This window comes from Chitinophaga sp. (genome assembly GCF_039596155.1).
Taxonomy (GTDB): domain Bacteria; phylum Bacteroidota; class Bacteroidia; order Chitinophagales; family Chitinophagaceae; genus Chitinophaga.
The window spans coordinates 187,539-203,280 of the sequence record NZ_JBCNKF010000006.1 but is presented as its reverse complement, the minus strand read 5'-3'; the positions used below and the strand labels follow the sequence as shown (position 1 = coordinate 203,280).

17 protein-coding genes are annotated in these 15,742 nt (G+C 44.7%); 1 reads left to right on the top strand and 16 read right to left on the bottom strand.

Features of this window, described 5'->3' with window-relative positions:
* Positions 1-79: 79 nt before the first annotated feature.
* From ABDW33_RS08275 to ABDW33_RS08265, 3 genes are all read right to left on the bottom strand, one after another.
* Positions 80-1,000 (bottom strand): SPFH domain-containing protein, encoded by a 921-nt coding sequence (locus ABDW33_RS08275; RefSeq protein ID WP_343689584.1) that lies wholly within the window; start codon positions 998-1,000, stop codon positions 80-82.
* Between the two features lie 249 nt (positions 1,001-1,249).
* Complete coding sequence (locus ABDW33_RS08270) at positions 1,250-1,459, bottom strand: hypothetical protein (protein ID WP_343689583.1); 210 nt, start codon at positions 1,457-1,459, stop codon at positions 1,250-1,252.
* Positions 1,460-1,641: 182 nt separating this feature from the next.
* On the bottom strand, positions 1,642-2,346 hold the full coding sequence (locus tag ABDW33_RS08265; RefSeq protein WP_343689582.1) for a LuxR C-terminal-related transcriptional regulator: 705 nt from the start codon (positions 2,344-2,346) through the stop codon (positions 1,642-1,644).
* Between the two features lie 301 nt (positions 2,347-2,647).
* On the opposite strand from ABDW33_RS08265, the gene ABDW33_RS08260 reads away from it, so the two are divergent.
* Positions 2,648-3,253 carry a superoxide dismutase gene (locus tag ABDW33_RS08260; RefSeq protein ID WP_343689581.1) on the top strand — a complete coding sequence of 202 codons (606 nt, stop codon included), beginning with the start codon at positions 2,648-2,650 and terminating at the stop codon, positions 3,251-3,253.
* Between the two features lie 52 nt (positions 3,254-3,305).
* Here ABDW33_RS08260 and ABDW33_RS08255 read toward each other — a convergent pair whose 3' ends face one another.
* From ABDW33_RS08255 to ABDW33_RS08195, 13 genes are all read right to left on the bottom strand, one after another.
* Positions 3,306-4,079 carry a DUF1080 domain-containing protein gene (locus ABDW33_RS08255; RefSeq protein WP_343689580.1) on the bottom strand — a complete coding sequence of 258 codons (774 nt, stop codon included), beginning with the start codon at positions 4,077-4,079 and terminating at the stop codon, positions 3,306-3,308.
* Positions 4,080-4,157: 78 nt separating this feature from the next.
* The gene (locus tag ABDW33_RS08250; RefSeq protein ID WP_343689579.1) at positions 4,158-5,825 is read right to left on the bottom strand and encodes a S41 family peptidase; all 1,668 of its coding nucleotides are present in this window, start codon (positions 5,823-5,825) and stop codon (positions 4,158-4,160) included.
* Between the two features lie 95 nt (positions 5,826-5,920).
* A complete protein-coding gene (yidD, locus tag ABDW33_RS08245) occupies positions 5,921-6,148 on the bottom strand; it encodes a membrane protein insertion efficiency factor YidD (protein ID WP_343689578.1) in 228 nt (75 codons plus the stop codon).
* Positions 6,145-6,546 (bottom strand): ribonuclease P protein component, encoded by a 402-nt coding sequence (locus ABDW33_RS08240; protein ID WP_343689647.1) that lies wholly within the window; start codon positions 6,544-6,546, stop codon positions 6,145-6,147. Before ABDW33_RS08240 ends, yidD begins: the two co-directional genes overlap by 4 nt.
* A 105-nt stretch (positions 6,547-6,651) precedes the next feature.
* A complete protein-coding gene (gene rpmH, locus ABDW33_RS08235; RefSeq protein ID WP_012788729.1) occupies positions 6,652-6,807 on the bottom strand; it encodes a 50S ribosomal protein L34 in 156 nt (51 codons plus the stop codon).
* Positions 6,808-7,046: 239 nt separating this feature from the next.
* On the bottom strand, positions 7,047-7,556 hold the full coding sequence (locus ABDW33_RS08230; RefSeq protein WP_343689577.1) for an OmpH family outer membrane protein: 510 nt from the start codon (positions 7,554-7,556) through the stop codon (positions 7,047-7,049).
* Between the two features lie 103 nt (positions 7,557-7,659).
* Positions 7,660-8,178 carry an OmpH family outer membrane protein gene (locus tag ABDW33_RS08225; RefSeq protein ID WP_343689576.1) on the bottom strand — a complete coding sequence of 173 codons (519 nt, stop codon included), beginning with the start codon at positions 8,176-8,178 and terminating at the stop codon, positions 7,660-7,662.
* A gap of 144 nt (positions 8,179-8,322) precedes the next feature.
* Positions 8,323-11,055 carry a POTRA domain-containing protein gene (locus ABDW33_RS08220; RefSeq protein ID WP_343689575.1) on the bottom strand — a complete coding sequence of 911 codons (2,733 nt, stop codon included), beginning with the start codon at positions 11,053-11,055 and terminating at the stop codon, positions 8,323-8,325.
* The gene (locus tag ABDW33_RS08215; protein WP_186828981.1) at positions 11,036-11,797 is read right to left on the bottom strand and encodes an isoprenyl transferase; all 762 of its coding nucleotides are present in this window, start codon (positions 11,795-11,797) and stop codon (positions 11,036-11,038) included. The genes ABDW33_RS08220 and ABDW33_RS08215 overlap by 20 nt, the downstream gene beginning before the upstream one ends.
* 232 nt (positions 11,798-12,029) lie before the next feature.
* On the bottom strand, positions 12,030-12,893 hold the full coding sequence (locus tag ABDW33_RS08210) for a DUF6089 family protein (protein WP_343689574.1): 864 nt from the start codon (positions 12,891-12,893) through the stop codon (positions 12,030-12,032).
* 267 nt (positions 12,894-13,160) lie between these two features.
* Entirely contained in the window at positions 13,161-14,051 is an 891-nt protein-coding gene (locus ABDW33_RS08205) for an NAD kinase (RefSeq protein ID WP_343689573.1), read from the bottom strand.
* Between the two features lie 19 nt (positions 14,052-14,070).
* On the bottom strand, positions 14,071-14,733 hold the full coding sequence (locus ABDW33_RS08200) for a CBS domain-containing protein (RefSeq protein WP_343689572.1): 663 nt from the start codon (positions 14,731-14,733) through the stop codon (positions 14,071-14,073).
* Positions 14,734-14,958: 225 nt separating this feature from the next.
* Complete coding sequence (locus tag ABDW33_RS08195; RefSeq protein ID WP_343689571.1) at positions 14,959-15,726, bottom strand: alpha/beta hydrolase; 768 nt, start codon at positions 15,724-15,726, stop codon at positions 14,959-14,961.
* Positions 15,727-15,742: the final 16 nt, after the last annotated feature.

Genomic DNA, 15,742 nt, shown 5'->3' with positions numbered 1-15,742 from the left:
AGCTGCAATGACACCCAATAAAAAAGCCGGCTTGCAATGCAAGCCGGCTTTTTTATTGATTATTTACATATTGGCGCTTTTACTTCGCCTGCAATTTATTCAATGCCATCAGCTGTTTCATTGTCTGCTCCATTCCTTCACTGGACCCATCCAGGAAGATCACATTTCCCTTCGAATTTTCAGAGAAGTGCTTAATCGCCTCCGTCCACATGGAGAACAATATCACAGAAGTATCCAGGTTAGCCTGCTGCATTTCTTTTGCCGCCATGCTCATACCTTTCGCCACCTCTTCACGGAACAGGGCCACACCCATACCACGCAACTGGGCTGCCTGGCGTTCAGCCTCCGCTGCAATCTTAATCGCATTACCTTCTGCTTCCGCTGCTTTGGTTTTGGTGATCAGCAATGCCTGGCCCTCATTTTCCGCAGCTGCTTTCAGGTTATTAGAAGCCACCACCTGCGCCATAGATTTCATGATCGCATCATCAAAAGTGATGTCGTTCATCTGCAGATCCTGCAGGTGATAACCCCAGTCTTCCAGGGTTAAATCAATCTGTTCTTTTACGTGCTCTGTGATGTCACGACGTAAGCCTAATACTTCAGATTGTCTTTTTGTAGCTACAAATCCACGGATCGAACCTTCAATAGTGCGCACCAGCGCCTGCATAAAACTGCGCTCATCCAGGAACTTAAAAGCCACATTCTTGATGGTGTTTTCTTCCTGATTCCATACAGAATACAGCAACATAGCCTTGAAGTAAACATTGGCCTGGTCAACAGTGATGGCCTGGAACTCAAGCTCTACCGAGCGGTTCTGAATCGAAATACGTTTGAATACTTTTTCAACGAGTGGAACTTTGAAGTTAAGACCGGGGAACAAAACACGGTTATACTTTCCAAAGATTGTGGTTACACCAATAGTACCTTGCTGTATGGTAACGAAACTTGAGAATACCACCAGTACAGCTAAAACCAGAACAATAATAGCAATTGTACCCATATATAGGAGATTTAGAGGTAAATATATAATAAAAGTCGGCAATATGGTTATTACCGGCACATAAATACGCGCATACTGATGCCAGGGCACCAGTGTGCGCGACGCTATTAATCTGGGAAATATGACGGGGTAAAAGATTAGAAGCGGAAACGGTAAATTACCTCGATAGTATATCAAGTCAAATACAGCGACAAACAATGGATGAAAGCCGAGCTAAAATACAACGAATGAAAGGGTAATAGCTTCAGGTTAAATCCTTTGTTTTTTTCTGAAATAAATATAGACATCGTCTAATTCTATCTGTTTAAGCTGATAAGCCAACAGTGTTTTTAGATCCTCAGTTTCATTTTTGATCTTTTTATATTGATCTTTCAATGACTCGTAGCGGGCAACTATCTCCTCTGCTGTTGCAGAAACATCCAGCTGCAAAACTTGTAATGCGCTTTCCTCGGTAATCATAGCAATAGGGGTATTACTAACTAGCTTTTTCCTTTTTTAAAAAATGTCTTTCCTAACGTTTCAATCTCTCCTTTTGGTTAATAGACTACTAAATTAATTGAGTTTGAGTGTTGTGCAAATACCCAAGCTTGGGTATTTTTCTGCAGTGCAGGCGCAGGCAAATGATAGAAAATTTACCTAAATTATTGATAACCAACTTTTCTTGCCAGGGCTACTAATTCAGTAGTATTCCTTACTTTAAGTTTTATTCGAATATTCTTCCGGTGGGTTTCAATCGTATGTCGGCTTAGGTTGAGGGATTCAGCTATCTCTTTATTATTCAGGCCGTTGACAGCCAGTTTGAGGATCTCTTTTTCTCTTATGGTCAATTTTGCCAGCAGGTCGTCATTATGCCTGCGCAAGACCTCCCGCATCGCTTCGGCCAACTGATCATTTGTATCCATTGCCATGGTCAGGTCCAGGAAGGCACAGATTACATCTCTTACATTCCCCGCCTCATCCCGCGTAAACGGCATTGCCAACCCCACCAGCCAGCACCAGTGTTCGGTGTCCCGCTTCCGAAAGCGTAACACCCCGCCAAATACACTTTTATTTTCCTGAAACGATTGCTGAGCGATCACAGCCAGGTCGAAGTCTTCCGGATGCATAACAGCTTTGAAAAAATCAAGCCCCATACTGCTCATCTCAGCCTGCGTATACCCCGTCACCTCCTCCATATAACGGTTACACCAGTTGACCGTCTTGATATCATTCTGATGAGTATATAACATAGCGGGAACATGGTCCAATAGGGTCTCGAGCCACTTGATCCGTGTCTTCAACAGTTCATTTTCCTTCTGTAAGGCGGTGAGGGAGTAGTTTTGGCCCATGTCTGAGTCTGACAACATGCTTTCAGTTTTAAACAAACAACAGTAACCTCTACGTGTGTACGTAAGCGGAATGCCGTACTAAAGTTGTTACAACACTTAATGTAAATATAAAATAAAAAAGCATATATCCAACTGCTTTGGTACGTGAATTGGGCGGAAATACCCATGTTTTGTTGACAATCATAACCAGGTCACATGGCGACCGCATCCAGGAAGGTGCCCAATTCATATGCGCCTTTTGATATTTCCCTGATTAGGCAGTAAATTTGGTACCTATTGATACACTCTTATTTATTAACGCAATAAAAAAACATAAGTTATGGCATTTACACTTCCGAGCTTACCGTATGCTACAGACGCACTGGAACCACATATCGACAAGCAGACAATGGAAATTCACCACGGTAAGCACCATCAGGCATACGTTGATAACCTGAACAAAGCAATTGCCGGTACTGAAAACGAAAATAAATCACTGGAAGAACTGGTTGCTATCGCCGGCACACTGAGCCCTGCGATCAGAAACAATGGCGGCGGCCACTGGAACCACAGCTTCTTCTGGACTATCCTCGGCCCTAATGCAGGTGGTGAACCTACCGGCAAACTGGCTGATGCGATCAAGAGCACCTTCGGTTCTTTCGAAGAGTTCAAAGAAAAATTCAATGCTGCCGGTGCTACCCGCTTCGGTTCAGGTTGGGCCTGGCTGCTGGTAAAGGGCGGTAAACTGGAAATTTCTTCTACCCCTAACCAGGATAACCCCCTGATGGACGTAGCTGAAGTAAAAGGTACGCCAATCTTAGGTGTGGATGTATGGGAACATGCTTACTACCTGAAATATCAGAACCGTCGTCCTGACTATCTGAAAGCATTCTGGAATGTTGTAAACTGGAATGAAGTGAGCAAACGTTACGAAGCTGCTCTTTAATTAATTTTAATAATGCAATAAGAAAAGGCCATTGCTTCGCAATGGCCTTTTCTTATGACAACCTTTTAATTTTAATATTCTTAAACCAGATTTCACTCCCGTGATCCTGTAAATCTATAAATCCATTCTTTGTAGCACCATACCCTGCAGCATCTTTCCACTTCCCTTTCTCTTTTTGCGCTTTCCACTCCGGTGATCCAATTATGTAATCTGCTGTTTTCTGACCATTCAGCCAATGCTCAACATGCCCATGGTATACCACAATCCGGGCATGATTCCACACACCTGCCGGCCGGGTTGCATTTACCAGCGGCGCACTCATCGCATAGTTACAGCCTGTCAGTTGCCAGTCTTCCAGCTTCTCCGGAAAATTCCTGTCATCTATCAGCTGGTATTCCGGACCACTCTGGTAAGCAGCAGGATATTCTTCTGATGCCAGATAAATAATCCCGCTATTCCCCTGCGGTGCGATCTTCCACTCCAGGAACAGTTCAAAATTTGCATAGGTGCTGTCTGTCGTCAGATCCGCACGATTCGCTTTGAAATCCTTATCCCCTTTGCAATGTAGCATACCACTATCTACAGACCATGCCCCACCTGTCTTATGCTGATACAAATGCCATCCGTTCAGATCTTTTCCATTAAAGAGTAACTGCCACCCTTCCACACGTTCTGTCTCACTCAATATATTCATTGCCGTTGTATCAAACTGCTCCATAGTGGTATCTTTTCTGATCACGGCGACAGAGTCGTGTTCATGGCCGCTGCTGGCGTTATTACAAGCAGCGAGGATGACAACAATAAGGGGTAGGAAACGTTTTTTCATACTGTGAAATTTATGTTGCGCTGAATAGACGATGCAAAAAAAATCGCTTTTACCTGCGGCAAAAGCGATTCAATATTTTCAATGTAGTAATTGCTGATACCGTTGTGAATCGTGCAGTACTTTCACCGCTTCTGACACGTCATTATCTGTTATCAGTGACTGTGCAATCCTTCCCTTCTGCATATAATAGCGGTTAGTGATCTCCTCTTCGAGCAGGTGCTTGATTTCGGCTTTATTCTTCAGCAGATCCTGTTTCTTATCATGCTTCATCTTAGCCTGCAGGGCTTCATATTCCTTCGCCACGGCATCATAGTATTTCTCTTTGCGGGCCGTCGCCTGGAAGTTGTCCAGGGCTTCTTCTGTACGTGTTTTATAACTATAATTCCTGCCATCCAGGTAACGCATAAAATCAGCAAAATCATCTTCGCTTAGCGAGAAATTGCCGGCTGCGGCAATCCGCGGATGGGAATAATAGTATTGTGTAGCGTAATCAAAGATATACTGTCTGCGCAGCAGGGTCACCGTTACCTGGCTTAAAATGGTCGGATCCACTGCATCATCAGGTTCTATCCCTCCGCCATCACGCACTTTACGGCCATCGGCAGTATTGAATGATTTACGCAGGCTATCCGGTACGGATTCCACCTCGCCATCGTCATTGCGGCGGGAGTAGTCGATCGCCTGGATACAACGGCCACTTGGTGTATAGTATTTAGCTGTTGTTACTTTTAGTTTCGCATTATAAGGCAGCGGACGGGTGGTTTGTACCAATCCTTTACCAAAAGAGCGCTGCCCGATAATCACGCCGCGATCCAGGTCCTGGATCGCTCCGGCCACGATTTCGGAAGCCGAAGCAGAAGACCGGTTCGTCAATACTGCCAGTGGAATTTTTGCATCCTGGGCATTGCCTTCAGTTTTATAATCGCGGTCCCAGTTCTTTACCTTCCCTTTGGTACTTACGATCACTTTATTTTTGTCTACGAAGATATTTGCTACCAGCACTGCTTCATCCAGTAAACCACCAGGGTTACCACGGAGGTCCAGGATCACCCCTTTCATGTTCGGATGCTCCTTTTTCAACTGGGTAAAGGCATCAGATACAGCATCGCCGCTATTCTCGGTAAACTGTGTCATGCGGATATATCCGATATCATTACCTACCAAACCAGCATAGCTCACAGGCTTTACATTAATCTCTTCCCGGGTAATGGTTTTAGTCGTTTCTACGCCTGTAGACGGGTTTTTAATCACAATTTGCAGGGTAGTTCCCGGTACACCTTTCAGCATATGGCTGATGTCGTCCTGGTCCATGTCTTTGGTGGGTTTACCATCCAGGGACTGGATCAGGTCGCCTGTTTTTACGCCGGCCTTGTCCATTGGACTACCTTCGTAAATGTCAGTAACAACGGTGCGCACACTATCTGTAATAACAGAGATGCCTACGCCACCATACTTACCGGTAGCCATGAATTTGAGTTCATCCAGGTTCTCTTCGGGGATGAAGTCTGTATATGGATCTGTTTCTTCCAGGATGGCATCTATGCCTTTATGCATCAGTTTTTCAGGGGGCAGGTCGTCTACATAGTAGGTGTTCAGCTCCCGGTAGAAAGCTGCGAAGATGTCCAGATTTTTAGCGATCTCAAAGTATTTGTCTTTGTCACTGTAAGCTTTGATACCGGTAGCACCTATGATAAGCAACACCAATATCACAACAATCCTCCTCTTTCTTTGAAAAAATGCACGCATAGGTAAAAGTTAATGTGAGCTAATTTATAAAGCAGTCGTAAGCTACAAGTTCTTTACGTATTTGAAAAGTTAAAATACGAAGACGGGCAAATGGACTATGGCACCGGATCATGTCCATGGCCGCCCCATGGATGGCATGACAGGACCCTTTTCACAGTCAGGTAACCACCTTTGATAAGCCCGTGCTTTTTCAATGCTTCTACGCCATATTGTGAACAGGTGGGTGTATACCTGCATTTATTGCCCAACAGCGGTGAAATACCCCATTGGTAAATCCGGATAACCCATATAAACGGGTAACTCAACAAGCTGAAGATCTTCATGATGCAGCCAGCGCTTCTTTCGCCAGTTTCTTTAAAATTAGGGAAATTTTGTGTTGGAGGGTAGTGAAGGGAGCTATTTTCTTATCTGTATAGATGAAGAACACGGCCAGCTGGCTGTTGGGTTGCTGTGCCCGTAATTGTTCGTACAGTTCACCTTTTTGCAGGCGGTAACACTCCCTGGTCAGGCGTTTGACCCGGTTACGATCCACAGCATGGGGAAAACGCCTGGTGGAAACGCTGAAACCGGCCTGAACGGGATATGGGGTAACAGGTGTATCTACCGGCATATATACTATGCGGTAGGGAAAAACAGAAAACGCTTTTCCTTCCCGAAAAAGCGTTTCAATGATTTTTCTGCTTTTTAACCTTTCTTCTTTTGTAAAAGAATAAGTTTTTATGGCAAGTCCGATTTATCTATCAAAAGCAATAACATTCTGTTCGATCAGGAACCAGCCTTAAAAGCTGCAAGTTAAGCACTAAGGCTCATGCAGTTAAAGCTGACCTTATTTCAGCTTACGCTCGTCAGAAACAGTTAATTTCTTACGTCCTTTAGCTCTGCGGGAAGCTAATACTTTACGGCCGTTAGCAGTTTCCATTCTCTTTCTAAAACCATGAACGCTCTTTCTGCGTCTGTTATGCGGTTGAAAAGTACGTTTCATTTTAATATTTTGTTTTTACCTGTACTATACTAAACACTCTCCCGTTTTGCGGAATCCTGTTTTTAAAACGGAAGGCAAAGGTAAAGAATTTTATGAGATAATAAAGGAAATTTTAAAAAAAGTAGTGCCTCATTTACGAATGACTGGTGGCCGGCATTGAAACCGACGGGTATCATTATCTAAAAAAATACCCCGGGAGCGGGTCCCGGGGTGATTATGATTAGTTTCCTGTGCCTGGATTATTTGATACCCAGCTTCGCTTTTACAGGAGCAGCCAGGTCGTCACCGGTTGGTGCTACCAGCAGAATGCTCTGAGAATTGTCGATTACATAAGCGTAACCTTTTTCTTTCGCTGTATCTTCGATAGCCTTGCGAGCTTTATCATAGATTGGTTTCAGCAGTTCCTGACGTTTAGCTTCGATCTTGTTCTGAGCAGCATCCTGGTAGTCCTGGATGTTTTTCTGAGCTGCCTGCAGCTCTTTACCCTTGATCTCACGCATGTTGTCAGTCATCTTCTCTGCACCGTCGTTAAATTCTTTCAGTTTCTTCTGATACTCATCAATCAGTCCTTTACCATCCTTATCCAGTTCCTCTGCATAAGACTGCAGGGTTTTCATTGCCGTCTGGGCTTCCGGCATTGCCTCAATCAGGGCCTGTGCGTTAATGTGAGCCACTTTGGACTGTGCCATTGTCTTCACGCTGAACAATCCGGATACTGCCACGAAAGCAATAATTACATACTTCTTCATGATGTTGTCTGTGTTTAAAAAAGATTTTGAATACTAAAACTAAGGTTTAAAATCGGTACAAAAGGTTAATAATTCCTAAATCCCCCGTCTGTTGGATGTTTTGTTATTGTTTCTTTACACCAAGTGTGTTCAGAATATCATCACTTTTATCCAGTTTGGGATCAGAGAAAATTACTGTAACTCCTCCGGCCTTATCCAGTACAAAGTCGTACATCCGCGTGGCCGCGATTTTTTGTACGGCATTATAGACTCTGTCCTGTATAGGTTTTACCAGTTCCTCTCTCTTTTTGAATAGGTCCCCTTCGTAACCAAAACGTTTCTTCTGCAAATCCTTTGCCTCTTTTTCTCTTGCTACGATCTCTTCTTCACGTTTGTGCTTCAGTTCGTCTGTAAGCATTACCTGCTCGGCCTGATAAGACTTATACATCTTGTCTACTTCGAGGAATTTTGCATCTATTTCTTTCTGCCATTGCTCAGCAACTGCATCAAGTTTACTCTGAGCTTCTTTATATTCAGGGATATTGTCCAGAATATACTTGGTATCGATCACGCAATAGCGCTGTGCACTTGCCATCAGGGCAGTTCCCAGCACCAGGGCAATCATGAGGCTTAGTTTCTTCATAATGTTTATTGATTTAAACTATAGGCACCCCCGGGGATTTCGGATTTGCAATATATAATTTAAAATTTATTCCAACGTCACGTATCCCCCTAATAGTATGAAAGCTCCCCGTCTGGAGAGCTTCATACTGTAATATTCTTTCGATTATTCCGGTTCGAAGCCCAACATGAAGGTGAACTTGGCGGCGTCTTTCAGACCATTGCCAGAGGTAATACGGTCAAATCCAATACCATAGTCAAATCCAAGCAGACCAAACATCGGCAGGTAGAAGCGCATACCCAGACCTGCTGAACGGCGCAGCTTGAATGGATTGTACTCCTGTACATCCCTGTAACCGTTTGCCGCCTCCAGGAACGCCAGACCAAAGATCGTAGAGCTTGGGTTCAGGCTGAATGGATAACGCAATTCCATCACGTACTTGTTGAAGATCGTGAAACCTTCATAGCCACTTGGCTGACTGTTTTCTGAGTTACGTCTCGGATCAGATGAATAATATACGGGATAACCTCTCTGAGATACGATATCACGGTCATAGATCGCAAAGTTACTCAGACCATCACCACCCAATTCAAAGCGACCGAATGGAGACAGGGTTGTCCTGTTGTTATACCGGCTGATGTAACCAAATTTAGCTGCAATCTTCATTACAAACATCTTGTTGTCGCTACCTATTGGCTTGCTCAACGGAACGTACCACTCAGCATTGAAACGGTACTTCTGATATTCGATAAAGCTGAACTGATCTTTGATAGACTCCAGTTTGTAATCTCTGTCCGGGTGGAACATAGAGTATGGAGGTGTGAACTGACCACTCAGCATGAAGTTGGAACCGGATCTTGGGAAGATCTGCTGGTCGACAGATGAACGGGCCAGCGTCAGCTTCAGGTTGATGTTATTAGATGTACCGCTGGAGAAACCTGCGATATTGAAGTAGTTATAGTTCTTCAGTTTATACTGTTGATAGTTCACCGCATAGATCAGGGTGAAATAGTCATCAGGCCACTTCAGCTGCTTACCCAGTGATACGGAAGCACCCATTACCTTGAAGTATGCACTGTTCGACAGGGTGGTACCATATATATAAGAAGAATAAGCATTCGGGTTCTGATAGCTGTTATAGAAGCTTACAGAGAACTGGTTCCTCTTTTTACCACCTAACCATGGCTCGGTGAAGGAGAAGTTGTAGGAGCGATAAGCCTTCCCGTTTGAAGAGATACGAACAGATAATTTCTGGCCGTCACCACTCGGTAATGGATCCCATGTTTCTTTGTTGAAAATATTACGCAGGGAAAAGTTATTGAAGGTCACACCGAGTGTACCGGTCAAACCAATATAACCACCCCATCCTGCTGAGAGTTCCAGCTGGTCATTCGCTTTTTCCTCCACTGTATAATCAATGTCCACAGTTCCATCCTGAATGTTAGGCACCGGGTTCATACCGATCTTTTCAGGGTTGAAGAAACCGAGGTTCGCGATCTCACGGTTGGAACGGATCAGGTCAGTACGGCTGAATTTTTCACCAGGCAGTGTACGCAACTCACGGCGGATCACATGTTCATTTGTCTTTTCATTACCTGCAATACGCACTTCCTTGATCGTAGCCTGAGGACCTTCCGATACCCTGATCTCGTAGTCGATGGTATCACCATGTATACCTACTTCTACCGGATCAGCGTGGAAGAACAGGTAACCATAGTCCATGTACAGACCACCTACGTCACCACCTTCAGACGACAGCAGGCGTTTCTGCAGCAATTCCTGGTTATAAGTGTCTCCTTCCTTGATGCCTAATACTTTTGCCAGCAGCGAGTCGGAATAACGGCTATTCCCTTTCCAGGTGATCTTACCGAAGTAATATTTCTTACCCTCCATCACCTGCATGCTCACATTCACCCCACCGTTCAGGGACTTGTAAGTCGTATCTCTCACGAGCACCGCATCACGATAACCCTGTGTGTTATAGTAGGAGATTACCTTCTCTTTATCTTCAGCGTATTTGTTTTCGTTGAACTTAGCAGAAGCAAACAGTTTGAAGCGAAAATAAGGATCCAGTTCTTCCAGTGTACGGGACGGCTGGAGGAAACCAAAAGTACGCCAGTAGTCACCATTATCATCTGTCGAATCAGGCCATACTGGCTCGTAATCCGGATAAATGGTGAGGCGGGTCCTTTCTTTGGTACCCTTCATTTTCTTTTTCAGTTTGGTATCAGAGATATTCTGATTACCTACGATATATATGTTGTCAACCTTGGCTTTGTTACCTTTTGCCACGGTGAACAGTACGTTGGTTGCATTGGTCTGACCGCTGTCAGTTTTCTCGCTTACGTTTACTTCAGCGTTGCGATAACCTTTTTCGCTATAATATTTCCTGATGATACCTACTGCATTTTGTTCCATGCTTTCGGTGACCACCTGGCCTTTACGCATACCGGTTTTCTTGATGATCTCTTCCTGTTCCGATTTTTTTACGCCTTTGAAAAGGAACTGGTTCAGACGTGGGCGCTCCTGCAATTCAATTTCCAGCCAGATCTGACCGTCTGCAATTTTAGTTACATAGATAGCGACGTTGGCAAACAATCTTTGTCCCCACAGGGCCTGAATTGCTTTGGCAAACTGGTCGCCGCCGGGGTAAACGACTTTGTCCCCTACGTTCAATCCGGAGAGGGAGATCAGCAGGGACTTATCCAGATACTGAGTGCCTGATACAACGATGTCGGCTATCTCGTATTGCTGAGGTTGTGAATTTCCCAATGGTAAGTTCAATCCCACTGGTTGGTCTGCTGCAGGGATGGTATCTCTCTCCTGGGCGGATACACGAATGCCAGCACTGCAACATAATATTATGGCCAGTAGGCTCTTAGGAAATAATTTCTTCATTCTGCTGTATTTGATCGCTTGTTTTGCCAAAGCGTCGTTCTCTGTTCTGAAAGTTTAAGATAGCTTCGTAAAGATGTTCTTTGCGGAAGTCGGGCCAACGGGTATCTGTAAAATACAGCTCCGCATAAGCCAGCTGATAAAGCAGGAAGTTACTGATTCTGCATTCCCCGCTGGTCCGGATCATCAGTTCCGGATCCGGCAGGTCGGCCGTACACAGGTATTGCTGCCACTTGTCAGGAGTAATGGCCTCGGGTTCGAGTTTGCCATCTTTCACATCCTGGGCAATTTTTTTGGCAGCATTTAGGATTTCCCAACGGGCACTATAGCTGAGCGCCATGATCAGGTTGAGGCCTGTACATGGACTGGTAAGGGCTATTGCCTCTTCCATCTCGCTTTTACAGTTTCCGGGCAACATGTTCATATCTCCGATCACATGGAGCCGGATGTTATTTTTAATGAGCGTGCTCACTTCACTACGGATCGTATTGACCAATAGCTCCATGATCCCGTTCACTTCGTAAACAGGTCTATCCCAATTCTCGGTTGAAAAGGCGTACAGGGTAAGGTAACCAATTCCCAGTTCGGCGCAGGCTTCCGTAATATTACGCACACTTTCCACTCCCTCATAATGACCAAACAGCCTGTCCTGACCGCGCTCCTTAGCCCAACGGCCATTGCCGTCCATAATGACAGCAATATGTCGTGGCAACCGTTGTAAGTCTAATTTATCCTTCAAACTCATGAGTATCTCCGGCGTATTATATATATCGATACAGATTTTTATTAAGGTGTGCAAAGATACAAAAATAGATATATGCCTTTCCCGGCAAAGGGGGGGTAGGGGTTTTAACGGATTTTTAACAGCGAAATCCTTTGCTGTTGGCCGTTTGACTCGAAAAAACGCTTATAGAAAGTATAAAAAATAGGCCAACTGGCCTGAAAGGACTACAGATAGACAAATTTCGCCTGCCAAACTAGAATTTACATCTATAAGAGGTAAACAGGATACTGATAGTCAGTTCCGCAGTAACGAACTGATCTTTGTCACGGCTGTTACCCCGTTGCCTGCCCGGAATTCCGATCCTGTCGCCGGTAGCATAACTACGGTCCTGTAACAGGTAAGCGGCTGTTGGGTTGCCATTCGCATCTGGAGGGAACAAAGCAGTACCAGCATAGGTTTTACTTACATCATCCAGGTAATCTGTATTGGTGAAGCGGTATAATACTTCCAGCCCCAGGTTAACTTTCTTAGACAAATTGTATTTGAAACCACCACCCAGCAACCAGGCGGTAGATACCAGGCTGTACGGCTTCCTGTCAGGGTACATGGCACTCCCCTGCCCTTCTGTACGGAGCGGCTGGAGATAATACTTCTTGTTGTTCAGGTAAGCGTATGGATTGAAGTAAAACAGTGATGCACCACCTGTAAAATACGGCGTAAAGCGGTAATAGCTGGAGCCGGGTTCGAAGCGGAAGAAGTTAAAATCGCCCTGAACACCCAATTCAAATACGTCGGTATTGAAACTGAGGTTACGGCGTTTCTGAAAATCGTTGTCGTTGTAGGTATCAGAATAACCCAGCATCATGTACCGACCATGAAAGCGTACGCCGATATAGTCGTTCATGTACTTGCGGTAAAAGATCCCGATAGCCGGTTTGGGGGCGTTCAGACGTCCATTGGTATTGAGATCTCCAAAATAGTGGGCAGCTCCTATGGAAAGGCCCAGTTCACCGGTATAAGACAGCTCGTTCTGCGCAAAAGCAGGCGTCAGGAATAGGGATCCCACTGCTATAAGGGTGGAGGTGATGATACGTTTGTAAAAAAAAGGTTTGCCCATAAATCGGTTTGCTTAAACGCGATAATTCCTTTAAACGCGATTATCCTGCTTTTGGTATTAATCCAAGTAAACAAATGTAATAAAAAATCTTAATGTGCTAATACGCAAATATGTAGGTTATTTACTACAACATAGCATAAAGGATGTTGTTCACTGTAGCGAATTTTCATTTTGTTCACCTATAATGTCCGGTTTTACTCCCCCAAAACAAATATGCCGGCACCGAACAAAAACCGGATGGCCAGCAGCCATCTTTCTCCGTTCCAACTATTTTAAGGCATTCCTCGCATCAATCCCCCAAAGCAACTTATGTCTTAAGGTATGCAGGAAGTTACTATCATCCAGCCTTAGCAGGCTTAATTTAAACGATTCTTTTTTTATTGCCAGCTGCACGGTATTATCGATCGTTTCCATTCTCGAATCAAGGGTACAAAGAAACTGATCGCTCCTACCTTCTACTTCAAAACTGATCACATTATCGTCCGGCACTATAATCGGCCTTACATTCAGATTATGCGGCGCCACCGGTGTAATCACAAAACTTCCTGCCTCCGGAAACACCACCGGGCCTCCGCAACTCAGGGAATATCCTGTGGACCCTGTAGGCGTAGCCACTATCAATCCATCCGCCCAGTAAGTATTCAAAAACTCCCCGTTCAGGTAAGTATGAATCTTCACCATCGCCGAAGTATCCTTCTTATGTATTGTAAAATCATTCAATCCATAGGGCACTTCTCCAAACAGCGTAGGCACATTACTATCCAAATGGATCAGCGTTCGCTTATCCACCACATAAGTACGCTGTTTCAAAGCCTGTACTGCAGCATAAATCGCATCTTTTCCTATGCTTGCCAGGAAGCCTAATCTTCCAAAATTGATCCCCAGTACCGGGATATTCTTATCCCGTACGTAACAAACTGTATCCAGCAGGGTACCATCCCCTCCAAGGCTCACAAGAATATCTGCCCGGCCATGCAGGTCGGTTGCACAGGCGAAGGTAGCTGGCTCTTTTGTATATGTAATATGTGGCTGTAAGGCCTGAAAGAAAGCTTCATAAATGATCACATCAATCTCTTCTCTTGCCAGCTCATTCAGCAGCAGCTGGATGATTGGCAGGTCTTCTCTTACAAATCCACGGCTATATATTGCAATCTGCATAACTAATGTGAAGGGACGATTACATACTGATATAATTCATCAGCAGGTCGTAATTTTTCCGGAGCATGTCTTCCTCCTGCTCTTCGGTGATTGTGTATTTAATTGTGTAGTTGAACCGCTCAAATGTTGCCACCAGCCCATGCAGCTCCTGACGGTTCGTCTTCAACAGTACTTCCAGTCTGCCTGTAGCCGGACTGGTAATGGTATTCACACTGAGCAGTGTAATATCATTCGATTCTGCAATTCTCGCGATTTCACTCAGGCTGTAATCGCGGGGGTCAATGTCCAGCGCAATAATACCTCCAGGTTCCTTTACGCCATTGTATTGTGCCAGTACGGCCAGCAGGTTATCTTTCGTGAGTACACCCAGGTACTCATTTTCACGGCTGATGACTGGTAATACGGACAACTTCAGGTCATAAAAAACCCGTAGTGTCTCATAAAAGTGCGCACTTTCCAATACGCCCGGCTTCGGACCATTGTATTCCATATTCTCCAGCGATACCTCGGTATCTTCCAGATCAAGGATATCATCTTCTTCAACCAGTGCCAGATATTTGTTCTCAAGTACCAGGGGCAGTTGCGAAAGATGGTATTCGTTCATCAGGCGCAGGGCTCTGGACCCTGGATCAAGAGGATGGAGGATTGGTATAACAGTCGATATGAGATCACGTGCCAGCATTATGAAATTGCGCTATTGTGATACAATAATAGGAAAAGAATCGCTAACGTCCTCGTACCGGACGAGGGGATTTATGAATAAAGCATGTCTCCCTGATTATATACGTAACGCTAGATCCGCGTGGTTTGTTACATACAGCGCAATAGGATGGTAGTGGATGAGTGGTAAAAAAAATGGAGCTGATCCTGTTGAACCAGCTCCAATATAGTAATGTGAGTAGCAAGTTTATTTACTACCTAATTTCTGTAAAAAAGGGTGCAGGATCTGATTAAACTGATCCGGTTGTTCCATCATAGGTGCATGTCCGCATTTATCGATGAAGTGCAGTTCTGAATTAGGGATCAGTTTCTGGAACTCCTCACCTACCATTGGCGGTGTCACGGTATCGTTCAGCCCCCATACCAGCAAGGTCGGGATCTTGATTTCGCGTAGCTCTTCACCCAGGTTATGGCGTATAGCCGACTTAGCCAGTGTAATGATCTTGATTACCTTAAGACGGTTAGTCGTAATGTCAAACACTTCGTCTACCAGTTCTTTGGTCGCCATTGCCGGGTCGTAGAAGGTAAGTTCCGTTTTCTTACGGATATATTCGTAGTCTCCTCTTTTAGGATAAGTTTCCCCCATCCCGTTTTCAAACAGACCGGAACTACCAGTCAGTGTGAGTGATTTAACGGGCGCTTCGGGATGTTTCAACAGGTATACCAGGCCAACATGACCACCCAGGGAGTTACCCAGCAGGTGCACATTGGTATATTCCATTGTCTCAATGAACTTATGAACGTATTTGGCCAGGCCAGCTACGGAAGTATCCAGAATATTCAGATCAAACAAAGGCAAAAGCGGTACAACTACCTTGTTGTAGCGGCGGAAATATTCGATCAGGCCCCCGAAGTTGCTCAGTGCACCAAATAGCCCGTGCAATAATACCAGCGGTTCACCCTCCCCTTCTTCAACAAACTTAAACTTTCCCTGTGTTTTGATTTCGTAATCCATTGCCAAAGCTTGAAAG